Source organism: Parazoarcus communis, from assembly GCF_003111645.1.
Classification (GTDB): domain Bacteria; phylum Pseudomonadota; class Gammaproteobacteria; order Burkholderiales; family Rhodocyclaceae; genus Parazoarcus; species Parazoarcus communis_A.
The window spans coordinates 339258-358080 of the sequence record NZ_CP022187.1 but is presented as its reverse complement, the minus strand read 5'-3'; the positions used below and the strand labels follow the sequence as shown (position 1 = coordinate 358080).

The 18823-nt window shown below is 62.1% G+C and carries 17 protein-coding genes; 11 read left to right on the top strand and 6 right to left on the bottom strand.

Features of this window, described 5'->3' with window-relative positions; all coding sequences use genetic code 11:
* Positions 1–9: 9 nt before the first annotated feature.
* The 10 genes from cydX to CEW83_RS01695 all read left to right on the top strand — a co-directional run bounded on the left by cydX (position 10) and on the right by CEW83_RS01695 (position 10478).
* A complete protein-coding gene (gene cydX / locus CEW83_RS21680; protein ID WP_108947811.1) occupies positions 10–162 on the top strand; it encodes a cytochrome bd-I oxidase subunit CydX in 153 nt (50 codons plus the stop codon).
* Positions 143–442, top strand: coding sequence for a cyd operon YbgE family protein (locus CEW83_RS01740; RefSeq protein WP_108947810.1), 300 nt, complete (start codon positions 143–145; stop codon positions 440–442). The genes cydX and CEW83_RS01740 overlap by 20 nt, the downstream gene beginning before the upstream one ends.
* Positions 443–677: 235 nt before the next feature.
* Positions 678–2303, top strand: coding sequence for a tetrathionate reductase family octaheme c-type cytochrome (locus CEW83_RS01735; protein ID WP_234418952.1), 1626 nt, complete (start codon positions 678–680; stop codon positions 2301–2303).
* Complete coding sequence (locus tag CEW83_RS01730; RefSeq protein WP_108947808.1) at positions 2300–2911, top strand: cytochrome b/b6 domain-containing protein; 612 nt, start codon at positions 2300–2302, stop codon at positions 2909–2911. The genes CEW83_RS01735 and CEW83_RS01730 overlap by 4 nt, the downstream gene beginning before the upstream one ends.
* A gap of 222 nt (positions 2912–3133) precedes the next feature.
* Positions 3134–3388: a hypothetical protein gene (locus CEW83_RS01725; RefSeq protein ID WP_159099358.1), complete on the top strand. Its 255-nt coding sequence runs from the start codon at positions 3134–3136 to the stop codon at positions 3386–3388.
* Between the two features lie 1308 nt (positions 3389–4696).
* Positions 4697–7291: a CheR family methyltransferase gene (locus CEW83_RS01715; RefSeq protein WP_159099356.1), complete on the top strand. Its 2595-nt coding sequence runs from the start codon at positions 4697–4699 to the stop codon at positions 7289–7291.
* Positions 7245–7889, top strand: a complete 645-nt coding sequence (locus tag CEW83_RS01710; protein WP_108947804.1) for a response regulator — start codon at positions 7245–7247, stop codon at positions 7887–7889. The genes CEW83_RS01715 and CEW83_RS01710 overlap by 47 nt, the downstream gene beginning before the upstream one ends.
* Before the next feature lie 301 nt (positions 7890–8190).
* Positions 8191–9546, top strand: coding sequence for an NAD(P)/FAD-dependent oxidoreductase (locus CEW83_RS01705; protein WP_108947803.1), 1356 nt, complete (start codon positions 8191–8193; stop codon positions 9544–9546).
* A gap of 12 nt (positions 9547–9558) precedes the next feature.
* Positions 9559–9897: a hypothetical protein gene (locus CEW83_RS01700; RefSeq protein WP_108947802.1), complete on the top strand. Its 339-nt coding sequence runs from the start codon at positions 9559–9561 to the stop codon at positions 9895–9897.
* A 32-nt stretch (positions 9898–9929) separates the two neighbouring features.
* Positions 9930–10478 (top strand): rhodanese-like domain-containing protein, encoded by a 549-nt coding sequence (locus CEW83_RS01695; RefSeq protein ID WP_108947801.1) that lies wholly within the window; start codon positions 9930–9932, stop codon positions 10476–10478.
* Between the two features lie 51 nt (positions 10479–10529).
* Here the strand turns inward: CEW83_RS01695 and CEW83_RS01690 are convergent, their stop codons facing one another.
* Both CEW83_RS01690 and CEW83_RS01685 read right to left on the bottom strand, forming a co-directional pair.
* On the bottom strand, positions 10530–11312 hold the full coding sequence (locus CEW83_RS01690) for a slipin family protein (protein WP_108947800.1): 783 nt from the start codon (positions 11310–11312) through the stop codon (positions 10530–10532).
* A 10-nt stretch (positions 11313–11322) separates the two neighbouring features.
* Complete coding sequence (locus CEW83_RS01685; protein ID WP_420094113.1) at positions 11323–12849, bottom strand: NfeD family protein; 1527 nt, start codon at positions 12847–12849, stop codon at positions 11323–11325.
* 273 nt (positions 12850–13122) lie between these two features.
* On the opposite strand from CEW83_RS01685, the gene cysK reads away from it, so the two are divergent.
* Positions 13123–14100: a cysteine synthase A gene (gene cysK, locus CEW83_RS01680; RefSeq protein ID WP_108947798.1), complete on the top strand. Its 978-nt coding sequence runs from the start codon at positions 13123–13125 to the stop codon at positions 14098–14100.
* A gap of 63 nt (positions 14101–14163) precedes the next feature.
* On the opposite strand, the gene proX is transcribed toward cysK, so the two are convergent.
* From proX to CEW83_RS01660, 4 genes are all read right to left on the bottom strand, one after another.
* On the bottom strand, positions 14164–15180 hold the full coding sequence (proX, locus tag CEW83_RS01675; RefSeq protein ID WP_108947797.1) for a glycine betaine/L-proline ABC transporter substrate-binding protein ProX: 1017 nt from the start codon (positions 15178–15180) through the stop codon (positions 14164–14166).
* A gap of 45 nt (positions 15181–15225) precedes the next feature.
* A complete protein-coding gene (gene proW, locus CEW83_RS01670; protein WP_108947796.1) occupies positions 15226–16395 on the bottom strand; it encodes a glycine betaine/L-proline ABC transporter permease ProW in 1170 nt (389 codons plus the stop codon).
* Positions 16392–17600, bottom strand: coding sequence for a glycine betaine/L-proline ABC transporter ATP-binding protein ProV (gene proV / locus CEW83_RS01665; protein ID WP_108947795.1), 1209 nt, complete (start codon positions 17598–17600; stop codon positions 16392–16394). The genes proW and proV overlap by 4 nt, the downstream gene beginning before the upstream one ends.
* Positions 17601–17896: 296 nt before the next feature.
* Entirely contained in the window at positions 17897–18796 is a 900-nt protein-coding gene (locus tag CEW83_RS01660) for a YihY/virulence factor BrkB family protein (protein WP_199915266.1), read from the bottom strand.
* Positions 18797–18823 lie beyond the last annotated feature (27 nt).

Below are 18823 nucleotides of genomic sequence, written 5' to 3'. Positions count from 1 at the left end.
GAGCACACGATGTGGTATTTCGCATGGGTACTGGGCATTGGCTTTGCCGTCCTGCTGGCAATTCTGAACGCCATGTGGGGCGAGAACGAAGCCGCACGCGAGGAGGCCCGGGGCGGCGGATCCCGCCCGACGGGCGCCGACAATGACCGACCGGCAAACTGACCCGGCGGTTGTCCAGCCCGGCAGCAGCATTCAGTTGCTGCCGCTGCTCGCCGCCATCGCCATCATGCTCGGCATCACCATCTGGCCGGGGGCGCTCGCCGCACCCGGCGGTGGAGCCGACCATTGGGCCGCGATGGCGCTGTTCTGGGCGATGAGTGCCGGTTTCGTGACGGGCGTCGGTTTCAGACCGCGCTTTTTCGCCTGGCGCTGGCTGTTTTCCGGGCTTGCGTGTCTGGGCGGCGTCGCGCTGGCGGCCATAAGGCTGTACACCCTCGGCTGATTTCCGCGCTGGCCTTGCCGCATCGTGCGACAGCGCCAGCATTTTCAGACTGCAGCAAGCCTCAGCCCTCCGGTTTCAGGCCCTGCTGCTCAACAATGAATCAGAAATGATCGATTTACTGCTTTGCAGACCGCCCGGCACTGCGAGCTGACCGCCCCCGCGGGACCCTCTGTACGACGGTAGAGGGATGGGCACATGCGCAACGCGCACACGCCGCTGGAACAAAGGAGACATCGTGAACTTCCACTGGAAAAAACTGTTCGGAGCGGGTCTGCTGGTCACCCTGCTCCACGGCCCGACACCCGCACTCGCGACGACAGCGCCGCTTGCGCACCCAGCGAAGTCCGCCTCGACCTCGACTGTTACCACGGACCATAGCCAGCTCGAAGCGTTGAAGGGCCCTTTCGCGACGGGCCCGGATGTCACCCGCGCCTGCCTCAGCTGTCACAACAAGGCAGGGCACCAGGTGATGAAGAGCATTCACTGGACCTGGGAAGCGGTGAGCCCGACCACCGGCAAGAAGCTCGGCAAGAAGTTCGCCGCGAACAATTTCTGCGGTTCGCCGATCTCCAATGAGCCACGCTGTACCAGCTGCCACGCCGGTTATGGCTGGGAGGACAAGGACTTCGACTTCACCAATCAGGAGAACGTCGATTGTCTCGCCTGTCACGATACGACGGGCACCTACAAGAAGATTGCCACCGACGCCGGGCACCCGCTGTACGAACCGCGCGAAATGCCCAAGGGCAGTGGCAATATCGTGCAACCACCGGATCTGGCGAAGATCGCCCAGCATGTCGGGCAGCCCGGGCGCGAAAACTGCGGAGCCTGCCACTTCAACGGCGGTGGCGGAGACGCGGTGAAACACGGGGACCTGGACAGCTCACTGATCAAGCCAAGCCGCGAGCTCGATGTGCACATGGCGGTCGATGGCGCCAGCATGACCTGTGCTGACTGCCACACCTTCAATGCACACCAGCCCTCGGGCAGTCGTTACGCGGCCAACCCGAAGGATACGCACGGGCTCGATCTGCCCGTCGACGACCACAACCGCGCAACATGCGAATCCTGCCATGGCGTGACGCCGCACATGGAGGACCGGATCAACAGGCATGCCGACAGACTCGCCTGCCAGACCTGCCACATTCCAGAGTTCGCACGTGGTGGCCTGGGGACCAAGATGCTCTGGGACTGGTCGACTGCCGGCAAGCGGGGGCCAGACGGCAAGCCGTTGTTCATCAAGAACGACCATGGACACCTGATCTACTCTGCCGAGAAAGGCGACTTCGAGTACGGCGAGAACGTGCGCCCGGTATACAAGTGGTACAACGGCGTGGTTCATCAGATCGCGATCACCGACACGATCGACGACACGAAAGTCCTTGAGCTCAACGCGGTCGAGGGCTCGGCGAAGGACCCCAATGCCCGCATCTGGCCGTTCAAGGTCATGCACGGCAAGCAGCCCTACGACAAGATCAACAAGACCCTGGTCGTCAATCATGTCTACGGCAAGGACGACACTGCCTTCTGGGGCAACTTCGATTACGCCAAGTCAATCAAGGCCGGCATGGATTACGCGGAGCTTCCCTACAGCGGCGAGTTCGGTTTCATCGAAACCCGCATGAACTGGTTCATCACCCACATGGTCGCGCCCAAGGAGAAAGCCGTTCCGTGCCAGGAATGCCACACCCGCTCCGCTGACGGCCGCCTTGCCGAGATCACGGACATCTACATTCCGGGTCGTGATCACAACAAATGGATCGACATGCTGGGCGGCATGCTCATCGCCGGCTCCATCGGAGCAGGCCTGCTGCATGGCCTGATCCGCATCGTCACCCGTCGCAGGAGGCATGAACAATGAGCACCGGACGCATCTACATCTACAAGCGCTATGAACGGTTCTGGCACTGGTCGCAGGCTGCGCTGATCATCATCATGATGATCACCGGTTTCGAGATACACGGCAGCTACGCGCTGCTCGGCTTTGGCAAGGCCGTGAGCGTGCACACCGTGGCCGCATGGTCGCTGCTGTTACTGTGGGCCTTCACCATCTTCTGGCAGTTCACGACGGGCGAATGGCGGCAGTACCTTCCATCGATGAAGAACGTGCTGGCGATGGTCAACTACTACACCATCGGGATCTTCAGAAACAGCCCGCACCCCTTCCACAAGACGGCGCGCCACAAGCACAACCCCTTGCAGCGCCTGGCCTACCTGGCCTTGCTGGCCTTCATCTCACCGCTGATCTGGGTGTCGGGCCTGCTGTATCTGTTCTACGGCAACTGGGGGCAGCTTGGTCTGGCGCAATACCTGTCGCTCGAGTCGGTTGCGCTGGCGCATACGATCGGGGCCTTCATGATCACGGCCTTCTTCTTCATCCACGTCTATCTCACCACCACCGGACATACGGTCTTCGCCCACATCAAGGCCATGATCACGGGATGGGAGGAGTCCGACCAGCCACATTGACCCTGTGGCGGCAGCCATTCCCGCGCAAGCGCACTCGCCCCGGCAGAAGCTTCGTCTTTCCGCCGGGGCGAGTGCGCTTTCACGCCCGGCATCGGACTGAAGATGCCGGGAATTGCAGTCGACAGCGAAATACTGTATTTTTTTACAGCCAACCAACTAGCCGCTGTTTTCAGCCCGCACACCTGCGCGGGCATCGAACGCCTGTCACCTGCCTTGAACACCATGACCAGTGAGATCGACATCAAGCTCGTCCGCCTGTCCGAACCATCGCTCGACGCCTGGCTGGGGCTGCTGGGCGAGCACTTCGGGTGGCTGCCGACGACAGTGCGGCGTCCATCGACAATGACCGGACTGCTCGACGCGGTCGGCACGCGGGCGCGTGTCAAGGAAGGCGGCGTGCTTGAGCTCTCGGCAAGCACAGCCGCCGATGAAGAGGTCTTTCTCAAGATTCCCGCAGACAGCTGGGCGTGGGAGTAACGCTCACCGCAAGACGTCACTGAAGCTCATTGCGTCCTGCTGCCGCCGATCATGTGCAGGAAGAGCATCAGCATGCCCACGCGCCGCCCTTCCTCAACATCTTTCGGAGTTTGCGTCGGCGCTGGTATTGGCTCCGCAGTCTGGGCCGGGCATTGCGTCCCGCTCCCGGGCGCCTTCTCACGCGTGGGGTCATCCGCCGCATGTTCCGGCCCACACGACTCGGCGGGCGGCACGTCAAGGCTGGCGATCACTGCACCAGCCTGCCCTGCCAGGAGAGCGAAACTGCATGTCAGCACCACCAAGCCCTGCCTGATCGAAGTCCGTCCGGATGCCACATGATCAGCACCATCGACACGCGAACTGTCGCGCATCAGACACCCTGCCTCAAGTACCTGAGCGGGCCCCGCCTTCAGCAGCCTCAACAACCGTTTTCCGTAACGCATGAGCTCACCTCCCATTGTCCGCGGACGGACCCATATGGGACATGAACCGGTCTCAGGCCGATCTCTCCCATCCTTGCAGGCTTGGCGCCCCGTGGCGCGTGCTCGCCCGCAGGCTCGCCGTCAGCTTCACCTTACGGTGCATTGCCGACCCGGGTAATACCTGAATCGTCGAATACGGGCTACCGGGACGATGGTAGTGAGCGCCAGCCCCTTCAAGCGCTGCGCCTCGTCCTCGCCGCGGCAATGCCTGCATGGCATGAGACCGCAAGCCATGCCGAAATCATCTGCAACGGCAACCGGCAGTGTGCTCAAACCCGGTCCCCACGCGCCAAACCTGCGTTGCGGGACGAGCTGCCTCTCATCCAGCCCAAGGCGAAAATCGCAGCACGGATTGCTGCACGCGGCTCTGCGCACGTCCGAATCCGGCCGAAAAAGCGCTACCTGATTTCAGGTACTGCGCTATTTGTCTGGATTTGTTACTTTCGTTGAATAAGCGCAAGCACATGCATCGCCCGCGTCGCGATTCATGCGCATAACAGACCAGCGCAGGAAGGGACTCCGGGTGACAAACAACAACACAGCGCCCTCTGCCGCCTCGCTACCCACAGCAAAGGCAGCGCACGATGGCGTCACATCCGCACGACGCCGGCAGGATGGGGACGGCAGACCGCCGTTTGCACCTTCGTTCACCATTTCGACCAGCGCCCGCTCTGCCGCGAACGCCCAGGCTGCGCGCACAGCACAGTCCGCTCAAACGGGATCCCCCTCCGTCCCGCCCGGTTGGGATGATCGCGCATGTCTGGATCGGATTCTCGATCTGATCCGCCGGCGTCATGACTGCAATTTCGGCCAGTTCAGGCAGGACATGCTGATCAGCCATATCCGCCACCGCATGGCGCTGCATGCCCTGCATGCGCTCCCGGACTATGTACGCATGCTCGATTCGGACCCGGGTGAAGCGGAAGCGCTGTTCAAGGTGCTGCTGATCGGAGTCTCCGTGTTCTTCCGCGACCCCGAAGCATGGAAGGTGCTCGACACCGACGTCCTTGCGCCAATGATCGAGGCCGCGGTGGCAGGCAAAGCGATCCGGGTCTGGGTGCCCGCCTGTTCTACGGGTGAAGAAGCCTATTCGGTCGCGATCCTGATCCTCGACGCGCTGCGTCGTGCGAAGAAACACTGCCCGCTTCAGGTGTTCGCCACCGACATCAACGATGCAGCCCTGCAATATGGGCGCCGCGGGATCTATCCTGACGAGATAAAGGATCATGTCGCCGCAGCGTACCTGGCGCGCTACTTCGTCCCGTGCGACCCGGATGGCCGTTATCAGCTGCGCACGGAAGTGCGCGACTGCGTGGTCTTCGGCGTGCAGAATGTCATCAGCGATCCGCCCATATCCAGGGTGGACCTGATCTGTTGTCGCAACCTGCTGATCTACCTTGATGACAGCACCCGGCAGGCGCTCTTTTCATCGTTTGACTTTGCCTTGAACCCAGGCGGCCATCTCTTTCTCGGCTGCGCAGAAACCCCTGGCCGGCACACGGATCTGTTCGTGCCGGTTTCCAGAAAATGGCGCATCTACCGTCACCGGGATCGCTGCAAGACTTCAGGTGTGCCCATGCCCACTAAACCGGACAGCTGGTCTGTGACCGTACCCGACGCCAGGCCGTCCGCGTCGCGGGACGATGACGTGGCGAGCCTGACCCGCAGACTGCTGCAGGCGCATTTTCCGCCCACGGCCGTGCTGGTCAGCACCAGCTTCGAAACATGCTATTTCTGCGGCCCGACAGAGCACTTCCTGCAGATGCCCCGCGGCGCACCAACCCTCGACCTGCTCGCTCAAGCCCGTGAAGGCCTTCGGTCACGGCTTGGATGCGCGCTCAGGCAGGCGCTCAAGCAGAGAACGACGGTCACTGTCGACGATGCGCGCATACGCGAGGCCCACGGCTACCGGCAGGTGCGTTTCAGCGTCGTCCCGGTTACGGAGCCCGACGGAGGCGACTGCCGGTATCTGCTGGTCGTGTTCGAGAACGCGGGCAATCCACCGGCGAGCGGCAAAAAGACTGGCGACCCGCAGGTAAAACAGCTGGAAGACGAACTGCGCGCCACCCGCGATGACCTGCAGAGCGTGATCGAGCAACTGACAACGTCCAACCATGAGCTGCAGGTCTCCAACGAGGAAGTTGCCGCGATGAACGCGGAACTGCAGTCCGCGAATGAAGAACTCGAGATATCAAGGGACGGACTGAAGTCGCTCAACGACACGCTGAACGCCACCAACCGCACACTGCAGGAAAAGGTCACAGAGCTTCAGACGAGCAACGCCGACATTCGCAATCTGCTGGCCAGCAGTGAGATCGCCACCATCTGCCTCGACCATGGATTTCGCATCAAGTGGCTGACCCCGGGCATGGAGGCCGTCGGCAACATCATCGCGACCGACGTTGGCCGCCCGATAACGGATTTTTCTTCTGACGGGCTCGGCACCGGCATTGTCGAAGAAGCCCAGCAGGTGCTGAAAACCCTGCAGCCGGTTCAGACCGAGTTCAGATCGCGTGACGAGCACTGGTACCTGCGTCGCATCATTCCCTACCGCACCGAGAGCCATCACATCGAGGGCGTCGTGATGACGTACAGCGACGTGACCGAGGCCAGGATTTCCTCCGAACAGGCCACCGCTGCGATGCGCACGATGGCGACCTCGCTCGAGAGGCGTGTTCGCGAGCGCACTGCGCAGTTGCGGACCCTGATGGCCGAGCTGGCATTGAGTGAAGAGCGGGAACGCCGGCTGCTGGCGCGGGACCTGCACGACGACCTTGCCCAGACCCTGGCCATCGTGAAGATCAAGCTCACATCCCTCGAGGGCAGCGAGCGACGGGGCGTACTCAAGGCAGCACTGTCGGAGATGGAGGAGCTCATCGACCAGGCGCATCGCTCGGTTCGCTCCCTGATGCTGCACCTCAGCCCACCGATTCTGGGCACCCTGGGTCTGGTACCGGCACTCGAATGGCTGAGCGAGGAGATGGAGCGTCTGTACGGACTGGCGGTCCACATCGAGCGCGAGGACGACCTGCCCGTTCTGGAAGAGCCCGCACGCACGACCATCTTCCGAGCCATCAGGGAGTTGCTGATCAACGTGTCCAAGCACGCCGACACCAACCTCGCCAGCATCGACTGCCATCGCCAGGAGGGCGACCGGCTCTCCATTACGGTAACCGATCAGGGCCGGGGCTTCGACTACGAGAAGGCGGTGTCCTGTCCGGCAGGCGAAAGTGGTTTCGGGCTCATCAGCGTCAGGGAGCGCATTGAATTCATCGGTGGCGAGATGGAAGTCAGCAGCAGACCGGGGGCTGGCGCCACGATCAGGATCATATTCCCCGCAAGAAAAAGGCAGACACTCAGGGAGGGGCAACAGGATGACGATTCGAGTCCTGCTGGTAGACGATCACAAGATACTGCGTGAAGCGCTCAAGGTCGTCCTTGAGCGCGAGCTCGACATTGCACTGGTCGGTGAATGCAGCGACGGGCTGGACGCACTGACGCTCGCCCGTGAGTTGCACCCGGACGTCGTGCTGATGGACATTGGCCTGCCCGTGATGGGCGGCATCGAGGCGACACGCAGCATGTTGGCCGAACAGCCGAAGATCCGGGTCGTCGCCCTGTCGACCTACTCGGATCGACGAATCGTGCTGCAGATGCTCGACGCCGGCGCGTCGGGCTATGTGGTCAAGTCAGCGGGCCGGGACGAACTCCTGCGCGCTATCCGCGCGGTATCAATGGGCCGCACCTACCTGTGCAATGAAGCCGCCGCGACCCTGGTCGACAGCGTGCGTACCCAGGCGCCCGCGGATCTCCGCAACAACGAGAAACTCGGGCGCCGCGAACGCGAAGTGCTGCAGCTGCTTGCCGAAGGTCACACCTCGCCCGAGATCGCGGACCACCTGTGCATTGCAACGAGCACGGTGGACGTTCACCGCCGCAACATCATGCGCAAGCTTGAACTTCACAGCGTTGCCGAGCTCACGAAATACGCGATTCGCAATGGCCTGACCTCGCCCTGAGGAGCGCCCCACCGCGGACGCGTTCTGTCCGCTCCGTGGCATCCCGACGGCACTTGCAAGCGCCCGTCCCAACCGCATCAAGCCTGCGCAAGAAGGACGCCCTCGAAATCCGGTGCCGTTTCAAGGATCGGGCGCTTCAATCTGCATCTCCAGTTCGCCGCGTTCATGTAACCAAAGTTACACAAGCATCCGGCATAAGGCGTTTAATAATTATTTACTTATATAATAATAAACAACTTCAGTGCGTGGCTGATCCTGTGTCCTGCATGAAGCTGGTTTTCCGGACAGGAGGAGAGGACGTATGAACACAAAGAACCACCCCATTCAGGTACCCGCAGATGAGCATGACGCAGGACGGCGTCGTCTGCTGCTGGGCATGACCGGCCTGCCTCTTGCATCGGGTGTCGGGTTGTCGGTCGTATCACCGGAGTCGAAGGCTGCGCTGCAGACATCTGCGCGCGTCGTCATTGCAGGGAGCGGCCTCGGCGGTCTGGCAATCGCCAACCGGCTTGCACGCGAGCTTGAGGGTGCGAGCATCACCATCGTCGACCGCAAGGAAATTCACAACTACCAGCCCGGCTACACGCTTGTCGCAACAGGCATCTGGCCGGTCGATAAAGTCAGCGATCGCAATGCCGACCTGATCCCGGCAGGCGTCGAGTGGGTGCGTGAGATGGTCGCCGAGTTTGACCCCGAGGCCAACGAAGTGGTGACCGAGAGCGGAAAACGCATCGGCTATGACTATCTCGTTGTCGCCACCGGTCTGCAGCTGAACTTTGAACAGATCGAGGGCATGGACGTGAAGGCCATTGGCCAGAACGGGCTGACCAGCGTCTACCCCAGCCCGGACGCAGCTCAGACCACCTGGAAAACGATGGATGCCTTCCGCCAGAAAGGCGGAACCGCGCTGATGACCCTGCCTGCCACTGCACTCAAGTGCGCCGGCGCGCCTTTGAAGATGACCTTCATGGTAGCCGACCGCCTAAAGCAGTCTGGAACGCGCAGCAGCTCGAAGGTGCTGTTTCACTCCGCGCTCGGTAACGTCTTCAGCGTTCCCAGCATCAACGAGGAAGTGCTGAAACGCTGGGCTGCGCTCGACATCCCGGTGACGTTCAACAGCAAGCTGGTCGCGGTTGATATCGGCGCCCAGCGCGCCACCTTCGCCAGTCCGGAGGGCGAGCGCACCGAAGTCGACTACGACTTCATTCACGTTGTACCGCCGATGAGCGCGCCCGACGTCGTCAGGAACAGCCCCCTGTCGTGGAAAGAAGGGGGTTTCGCCGCCGGCGGCTGGCTCGAAGTCGATCGCGAGACGCTGCGTCATCGTCGCTTCCCCAACGTGTTCGGGCTTGGCGACATCAACGGCACCCCCAAGGGGAAAACCGCCGCAACAATCAAGAAGAGCGCACCACTCGTCGCCCAGAACCTGCTGGACGTGATCGCCGGGCGCGAGCCGTCGCAGCGCTTTGACGGTTACACCTCCTGCCCGCTGCTGCTTCGAGAAGGCGCGGCCCTGCTGGTCGAGTTTGACTACGAAAACCGGCTGACCCCCTCGCTGCCAATGATCGACCCGCTGCAGGACAGCTATTTTGCCTGGCTGATGAAATACCGCCTGCTCAAGCCCGCCTACATGGCGGTCGCCAAAGGCCGGGTATAAGGAGAACGCACCATGTATGAAATCTGGCTTGCAATGAATATCGTCTTCGAGCTTGGCTTGATGTATCTGCCCGTCGTCATCAGCGTCGCAGCCCTTCTGATCATCCTCTTCGGTATTGCGATCGTGCGCGGTCGCCCGGCGTGGTGTGGCGCGGTAAAGCCTGCGATTGGGGTCGGCCTGATCGCACTCATCGGCGCCTTTCTGCTCACCCCGGGGATGACGAAATCCTCATTCGAAAACATGGGTTACTGGGTGGACTGGGCAAACCTGTTCGCCATTTCCGCAGGCTTTGGTGCTGTCGCTGCGGCGCTCACGCTGCCGCTGGCCGCAACCCTGCGCCGCCAGCGCTGACCGCCTGCCTCATCAACCAGGAGGAAATCAACATGAAAAAACTATTGCTGGCCTGCTCGCTCAGCCTGCTGAGCCTGGGCGCACACGCACTTGACATCGGCATCAGCGCGGAAGAAACCCATACCCGGGTTCAGGCCCAGGAAAAGAACCTGCTGTTCGTCGACGTCCGCGACCCGGTTGAAATCATGTTCATCGGCTTCACCGATGAAGTGCATGTTAACGTGCCCTTCATGCTCGTCGACCGTACGCAGTGGAACGAGAAGCGCGGTGTGTTCCGCCTGTACCAGAACCCCGACTTCGTCGCACAGATCAAGGCAGAACTGGAGAAGCGAGGCCTCGGCGCAGACTCCGAAATCATCACCATGTGCCGTTCCGGCAGTGAGCGTGGCGAACCGAGTGCAGCATTCCTGCGCGAAAACGGGTTCCCGAATGCAAGGTACGTGATCAACGGCTTTCAGGGCGCAGCGATCAAGGAAGGCGCTCAGGCGGGCTTCCGCCTGCAGAACGGCTGGCAGAACAGCGGCCTGCCGTGGAGCACAAAGATGAATCCGGAAACGGTCTACCGCCTCGACAAGCGCTGACCTTTAAGTGCCGGCGTCTTTTTGTACGGAAGACGCCGGCGCATCCCCGCCTTACTCGGCTTTGACCGGCGCTGCACGATTCTCTCTCTGATTGAACAACTGCCCGATCAGGTCGACCGGCACCGGAAACACCAGCGTCGAACTCTTGTCACCCGCCACCTGCGTAAGCGTCTGCAAGTATCTCAGCTGCATTGCCGCCGGCTCGCGTGACAGCATCTCGGCCGCATCCTTCAGCGCCTCTGCTGCCTGGCGCTCGCCTTCGGCATGGATCACCTTTGCGCGCCGTTCGCGCTCGGCTTCTGCCTGCCGAGCAATGGCACGCACCATGTTCTCGTTGAGGTCGATGTGCTTGATCTCGACATTCGTCACCTTGATGCCCCAGGAGTCGGTCTGCGCATCGAGGATCTGCTGCACATCGAGATTGAGCCGTTCGCGCTCGGCCAGCATCTCGTCGAGTTCATGCTTGCCCAGCACCGCGCGCAAGGTGGTCTGCGCCAGCTGACTGGTAGCGACGAGGAAATTCTCGACCTGGATGATCGCCTTCTCGGCGTCGACCACGCGGAAGAACACGATCGCATTCACCTTCACCGAAACGTTGTCGCGCGAGATCACGTCCTGCGAGGGTACGTCCATGGTGACCACCCGCAGATCGACCTTCACGATCTGCTGGATGCCCGGAATCACGATCACCAGACCCGGGCCTTTCACCTTCCAGAAGCGCCCGAGCATGAAGATGACGCCGCGTTCGTACTCGCGCAGAATCTTGATCGACGCGACGATCAGGAAGATGAGAAGCAGGATGAGCGGGCCAAGGCCCAGTTGCAGGTCAATCATGATGTTCCCCCTAGTTTTGTGAGGTGCCGGCGGGCGACACGTTCACGATGAGTCCGTCCAGACGGTCTACCCGGACCCGGGCGCCCGGCACCAGTGGCACATCCGAGTGCGCGCGCCAGTTCTCGCCATGCACCCTCACCCACCACTCGCCGCCTCCGGCATCGCCGATGACGGTACCCTGCGCACCGGCCATCTCCTCGCGCCCGCTGACGACCGGCCGTTTGAAACTGCGTGCCGCAAAGCTGCCGATGGCGAGCAGCACGGCCGCGCTCGCAAGCGCCAGTCCGGCCACCAGCGCCAGCGGCACCCCGAAGCCCGGGACCTCGGTATCCATCAGGAACAGTCCGCCCACCACGAAGGCGACGATGCCCCCGACCCCGAGCACACCGAAGCTCGGCACGAAGGCCTCGGCCAGCATCAGGCCCGCACCGATCGCCACCAGCAGCACGCCGGCCCAATTGACCGGCAACAGCTGGAAGGCGTAGAGCGCGATCATCAGCGAGATTGCGCCGGCCACACCGGGCACCCCGAAGCCTGGCGACGTGAACTCGAAGAACAGACCGTAGATGCCGATCATCATCAGGATCAGCGCAACCTGCGGATTGGCGAGTGTGCCGAGAATGCGATTGCGCCAGTCGGGCGCAACACGCTCGATGGCGACCTGTGCGGTAGAAAGGACGACCGTGCGCTCACCCAACTTCACCTCGTGACCGTCGACCTGAGCCAGCAGGTCAGACAGATCGGTCGCGACGAACTCGATCACCCCCTGCTCGAGCGCTTCCGCCGCGCTCATGCTCTCTGCATCGCGCACCGCACGCTCGGCGAACTCAACGTTTCGACCACGCAGCTGGGCCAGGCTGCGAATGTACGCGCTCGCATCCGCCACCGACTTGGCCGCCATCGCGTCGCCGCCGGCGGCTGGTTTGGCTGCAGGCTTTGCGGCCGGCGCCTTGGTTTCGTCGTCGCCCGGCACAGCACTACCCTGCCCTGTTGCCTCGTCGGGGGCATCCTTGTCCGACGCGGACGACAGAATCGACTTCGCTGCTTCGGCAAGGGCCTTCTCTCCACGCGCGGACTCGCCGTCTTCGTCCGGAGAACCGCTTCCCGGACGCGCGCCGCCAAAGCCGATCGCGACCGGCGTCGCCGCCCCCAGGTTGGTGGCTGGCGCCATCGCAGCAATATGGCTGGCGTAAAGGATGTAGGTCCCCGCGCTGGCTGCGCGTGCGCCCTCGGGAGACACGAAGCCTGCAACCGGAACCGGTGAGGCAAGAATGTCCTTGATAATCGAGCGCATTGCGGTATCGAGACCACCGGGCGTATCCATCTCCAGCACGACCAGCCCCGACTTGCGTTCAGCCGCGCGGGCGAGCCCGGCTTGCACATAGTCGGCCGTCGCCGGCCCGATCACGCCGTCGATCCTGAGCACCAGCACCTCACCACCGGGCGCAGCGCTTTGAGCAGCGCTGCCGGCAGGAAGAACGAGTGCTGCCAACAGCAACAGCCCCGCCTGAAAAACCCTCGAGAACCACCTTCGCATCATTCAGCCACCTCCCGATCTTGCGCGTACCGGAAACGGAAAACCTTGATGTGCTTCTGTATTCGGAGTATCTCGCTCCCAGGTAAGTTCAGCGCAGCAACTCCGATCGTTATTCGATTTTCTTGCTTCGATATACCCGCTGGATTCGCTAACCTATGTGCGATTGCCCGCAATGGCGTCCCGCAGGCAGCTGCGCTGTACCCCGGACGCTGGCTGAGCGCGCGGGCATGCACGACGACCAAAAATCAACACTGAAGAACTGGAGTCACGAGAATGTCGAACTGGTATTCCGACAACGCAAAGTCGATTGGTCGCACCCCGCTGGTGCGGCTCAACCGCGTCATTGATGGCGCACAGGCAACCGTGCTGGCCAAGATCGAGGGGCGCAACCCGGCCTATTCGGTCAAGTGCCGCATTGGCGCCGCGATGATCGAGGACGCAGACCGCCGTGGCCTGCTCGGCCCGGGCAAGGAACTGGTCGAGCCGACCAGCGGCAACACCGGCATCGCGCTCGCCTTCGTCGCCGCGGCACGTGGCATTCCGCTGACGCTGACCATGCCTGAGACGATGAGCATCGAACGCCGCAAGCTGCTGGTGGCCTACGGTGCCAAGCTGGTGCTGACAGAAGGCGCGCGCGGCATGGCCGGCGCCATCGCGAAGGCGGAAGAAATCGCCGCCGCTGACCCCGATCGCTATGTCCTGCTGCAGCAGTTCAAGAACCCGGCCAACCCCGCCATCCACGAAGCCACCACCGGCCCGGAAATCTGGAACGATACCGACGGCGAGATCGACATCCTGGTGTCGGGCGTGGGCACCGGCGGCACCATTACCGGTGTTTCGCGTTTCATCAAGAAAACCCGCGGCAAGGCTATCCTGAGCGTGGCCGTGGAACCCTCGGCCAGCCCGATCATGACGCAGAAGCTCGCCGGCGATGAACTGAAACCCGGACCGCACAAGATCCAGGGCATCGGCGCCGGCTTCATCCCCGACGTGCTCGACATGTCGCTGATCGACCAGGTCGAAACCGTCAGCAACGAGGACGCGGTCGAATACGCCCGCCGTCTGGCGCGCGAGGAAGGCATCCTGTGCGGCATCTCCTGCGGCGCAGCAACCGCAGTTGCCGCCCGCCTCGCCCGCGACCCGCAGCATGCCGGCAAGACCATCGTGGTCGTGCTGCCCGATTCGGGCGAGCGCTACCTCAGCACGGTGCTGTTCGACGGCCTCTTCGACGAAAGCGGCCGGGCCGCCTGATCAGGGCAGCAGCGACAAAAAAGGCGACCCGCGGGTCGCCTTTTTCATTTTGCCGTTTGCCGCTTACTTGGCAGCGGCGCGAGCCTGATCAAGCCAGCTCTTGTAGGTGTCGGCATGGCCTTTCACCCAGGCGTCGACGTGACGCGTGATGTCGGCCGCCTTGTTCTCACCGTCGCGCATGCGCTTGTTCTGAGCGCTGATGTCGTTGTTCGACAGCTTCATGATGGCAAACAGCTTGGCCGCTGCCGGGTTGGCATCAGTAAAGGCGCGGTTGGCCACGATGTGCTGGTTGTTGGCCTGGAAGCCGTAGTTCGAACCATCAGGCAGCGCGGTATCAACGTTCTTGCGCTCACCCGGCAGTGCGGAGAACGGAACCTTGAGCCAGGTCACGTCCTTGCCCGGAACCAGCACCCCGCTCACCCAGTACGGCGTCCAGGTGTAGTACAGAACGGACTCACCCTGATTCTGACGGGCGATGGTGTCAGCGATGATGGCTGCGTAGGAGCCCTGCTTGTGGGTGATGCGATCACGCAGACCGTAAGCATCGAGGTGATGCTCGATCACCTTTTCGCAGCCCCAGCCCGGGTTGCAACCGGCCAGGTCAGCCTTTCCGTCACCGTCGGTATCGAACAGCTTCGCGATCTTCGGATCCTTGAGCTGGTCGATGCTGGTGATGTTGTACTTGTCAGCAGTGGCCTTGTCGATCAGGTAGCCCTGCAGCGCACCACCGGAATACACGCCTTCACGATACAGCTTGGCGTCGCCACCGGCCTTCTCGTAGAAATCGACGTGGAGCGGGTTCCAGTGGTCGGCCATGAAGGTCGCGTCGCCATTGCCGAGTGCGATATGACCGGCTGCGTATTCGATCTCCTTGATCGGCTCGACTTCATAGCCAAGATCGGTCAGCGCACGCATTACCAGTTCGGTCTGGAAGGTTTCCTCGGCGATCGAGCTCTTGATCGGCTGGACCTTGACGCCCTTGCCCGGCATCTCCGCAGCAATGGCGTGGACCGGAACGGCAGTGGCGAGAACGAGGGCTGCACCGCCCAGAATCTGCTTCAGGAAATTTCTCTTTTGCATATGTAACTCCTTTGTGAATGGTCAGTGACGAATTGAGACGCGAAATTACGCACTCTTCGCCGCATTGCCGGTGCTGTTGGTGCGCCGGGGCGCAAAGAACAGACCGAGCGGACCTGATTGATACCAGCGCCCGGTTTTGCGACCCGGACTTGCCATTGCCTGCGTGATGCGATCAAGCATGATGGCCAGAATCACGATGCCGAGACCGCCAACTGTCGCCAGTCCCATATCGAGGCGGCCAATGCCGCGCAGCACCATCTGCCCCAGACCACCCACTGCGATCATCGAGGCGATCACCACCATCGACAGCGCGAGCATCAGGGTCTGGTTGATACCGGCCATGATGGTGGGCATGGCCAGCGGCAGTTGCACTTTTGTCAGCAGTTGCCACGGCGATGCACCAAATGCGCGCGAGGCTTCGATCAGGTCGGCACGTACCTGCCTGATGCCGAGGTTGGTGAGACGGATCAGCGGCGGCAGCGCAAACACGATGGTCACCACCACGCCGGGCACGTTGCCGATACCGAACAGCATCACTACCGGAACCAGGTACACGAACGCGGGGGTGGTCTGCATCGCATCCAGCAGTGGTCTTGCAACCGACTCCAAACGATCGCTGCGCGCCATGGCGATGCCCAACGGCAAGCCAATGACCATGCAGAACGCAACCGAGGTCAGCACCAGCGACAGCGTCACCATGGCTTCGCTCCAGGCACCGATGAAGCCGATCATCAGCAGCGACAGGACCGAACCGATCGCCAGCCGCCGTCCGCTGGCCTGCCAGGCGATGAGACCGATCAAGGCAATCATCAGCAGCGGGGGCACGGCGAGCAGGCCATGCTCGATGCCGGTCAGCGTGGCGTCGATCGGCACCCGGATCGCCTGAAACGCAGGACGGAAGTGATCGACCACCCAGGTCAGACCGGAGTCGACCCAGTCGTCGAGAGGAATGACCGCATTGTCGAAGGGACGCAACCAGTCAAATGGCTTGTCGGGTACATCCGAGGCTGGCACCGACTGCGCAAGCCAGTCGTTCGCGGCCTCTCCGCCGGCAGGCGCAGCAGGCGCGTCCGCAGGTGCGGCACCGGCCCAGGGATTGTCGGCAGGTGCGGCAGCCGGGGTTTCAGACGTGGCGGCCCAGGGGTTTGCTGCCGGCGCTTCGGCCGGCGTTTCCGTTGTCGCGGCCCACGGATTGGCGCTGTTCTGCTCACTCATTGAGTCGCCTCCGAGGTTTGCTGATGCAGGAACTCAAGCATCATGTTGCGGGTGATCGAACCGCGATAGCGCCCCTTCTCGTCCACCACAGGCAGACCGTAGGGGTACTTGGTCAGCGGCTCATAGAGTTCGGCAATCGACTGATCCTGTGCGACAACCTGCACATCGGACAGGAACGCGTCGCGCAGCTTCGGGTTCTCGCTCTCGCGCGCAGCCTTCTTCAGTGAATCGATCGACACCACACCCATCAGGCGCTGATCGTGGCTCACCACGTAGCCGAATTCGCGATCGTGGGTGCGCAGTCGCTCCAGCGCGCTGCGCACACCCATGCCGGCATGGTCGATGATGTTGATCTGGGTGCGGCGCGCGATGTCTGCGGCCGACAGGATCGAGGTTGCGTCGACGCCGCGGAAGAAGGACTTCACGTAATCGTTGGCCGGATTGCGCAGGATCTCTTCTGCCGTGCCCACCTGCACCACGTTCCCGCCTTCCATGATCGCAATGCGGTCGCCGATACGGATGGCTTCATCAAGGTCGTGCGAGATGAATATGATGGTGCGCTTCTGACCCGCCTGCAGCTTGACCAGTTCGTCCTGCATTTCGGCACGGATCAGCGGGTCGAGTGCCGAGAAGGCCTCGTCCATCAGCAGTACCGAAGGATCGTTGGTCAGCGCGCGCGCCAGACCCACACGCTGCTGCATGCCGCCCGACAGTTCGTCGGGATAGCTTGCGGCCCACTGCGCCAGACCGACCTGCTCCAGCGCGACCATGGCGCGTTCGTTGCGCTTGACCTCGGGTTCGCCGGCCAGCATCAGGCCAAATGCAGTGTTGTCGAGCACCGAGAGATGGGGCATCAGCGCAAAGGACTGAAACACCATGCTCATGTGCTTGCGCCGGAATTCGCGCAATTCGACATCGGACATCTTGGCGATGTCCTGCCCATCGACCACCACCTGGCCAGCCGTGGGTTCGATCAAACGGTTCAACAAACGGACAAGCGTAGACTTGCCGGAACCGGAAAGGCCCATGACGACGAAAATCTCGCCCTCATAGACTTCAAACGAAGCATCGTTGACGCCGAGCGTCTGACCGGTACGGGAGAAGATCTCGGCTTTGTCGAGCCCCTCCTCCACCAGCTTCATGGCATCGCGGGGATTTTCCCCGAAAACCTTGTATAAATTCTTGACAACGAGTTTTGCCTGCATCGAATGGGCGCTGGCGCCACGACACGGTACTTGGATACAGGGGGTAACCGGTGGCGCTCTACCTCTGCTTGAAGCCAGAGAGGAAGTCCGATATGAGGGGCTTCAGGGCAACCGGTAACGCCGGGTCGCAGGCAGGCACACATGGTTTGTCATATGTACCTGGAAGGCCAGCATAAATAGTTTTGAAGCTGTAATTGTAACACAAATTTTTGTGCAAATATTATTTGCCCCATCCTGCTCGCATGGTATATCGGCTTCGCCAATGCGGCCAGCGCGCCCCCTGCGGCTCGCTCCCTCTACTCGACGACCGCACGTTCCACGCACACAGCGGTCATGCGGGGCCGCACCGGAAACCCTCGTGCCTGCAGGTTTGCCCTCGTGAAAGCAGCGCCCAGAAGCAGGATCAGGGACGAGTAGTTGACCCACATCAGCAGCAAAACCAGTGAGCCCGCAGCGCCATAGGTAGAGGCTGTGGCAGTCGTCGACAGATAGAGCGCGATCAGCATCCGTCCGAAGCCGAACAGCAGCGCCGTGACCACCGCGCCCAGCCAGACATCCCGCCATGCCAGCACCACGTCGGGCAAGACGCGAAAAATCGTCGCAAACAACAGCGTGACGACCACCAGGGACACTACGCCATCGACACCGAGCAACAACGGGGGGGGGATTGGCAGCCAGTCCTGGGCAAACACAACCACCGCACGCACGATGACGCTGAGCAGCAACGACACCAGCAGCACGAATCCGATCCCGAGCACCACCGTCAGCGACAACAGCCTCCCCTTGATGAATACCCGCAAACTGCTGCGTGACGGGCGCGGCGCAACACCCCAGATCGCATTGAGTGAGTTCTGCATCTGCGCGAACACCGTCGTTGCGCCAAACAGCATGGCACCAATGCCTGCCAGCGTGGGCAGGATGCCGCTGCGCTCCACCCGGCTGCCCTCCACCGCGGTCTGAACCGCGGCGGCGGCTTCCGCCCCGATGGCCGCTTCGAGCTGCTGGGCGATCTGTCCTTGCGCAGCGCTCTCGCCCAGCACCAGCCCGACGATGCTGACCGCAACGATCACCACCGGCGCTACCGAAAAGACCGTGAAGAAGGCAAGCGCCGCCGCATGAATGAACACCTGCGCATCAAGCCAGATCCGCACCGTCGCCTTCACCACGCCCCACCAGTAACGCATCCACCCCATCATCGCAGCCAGCCTCATGTCCGTTTCGAT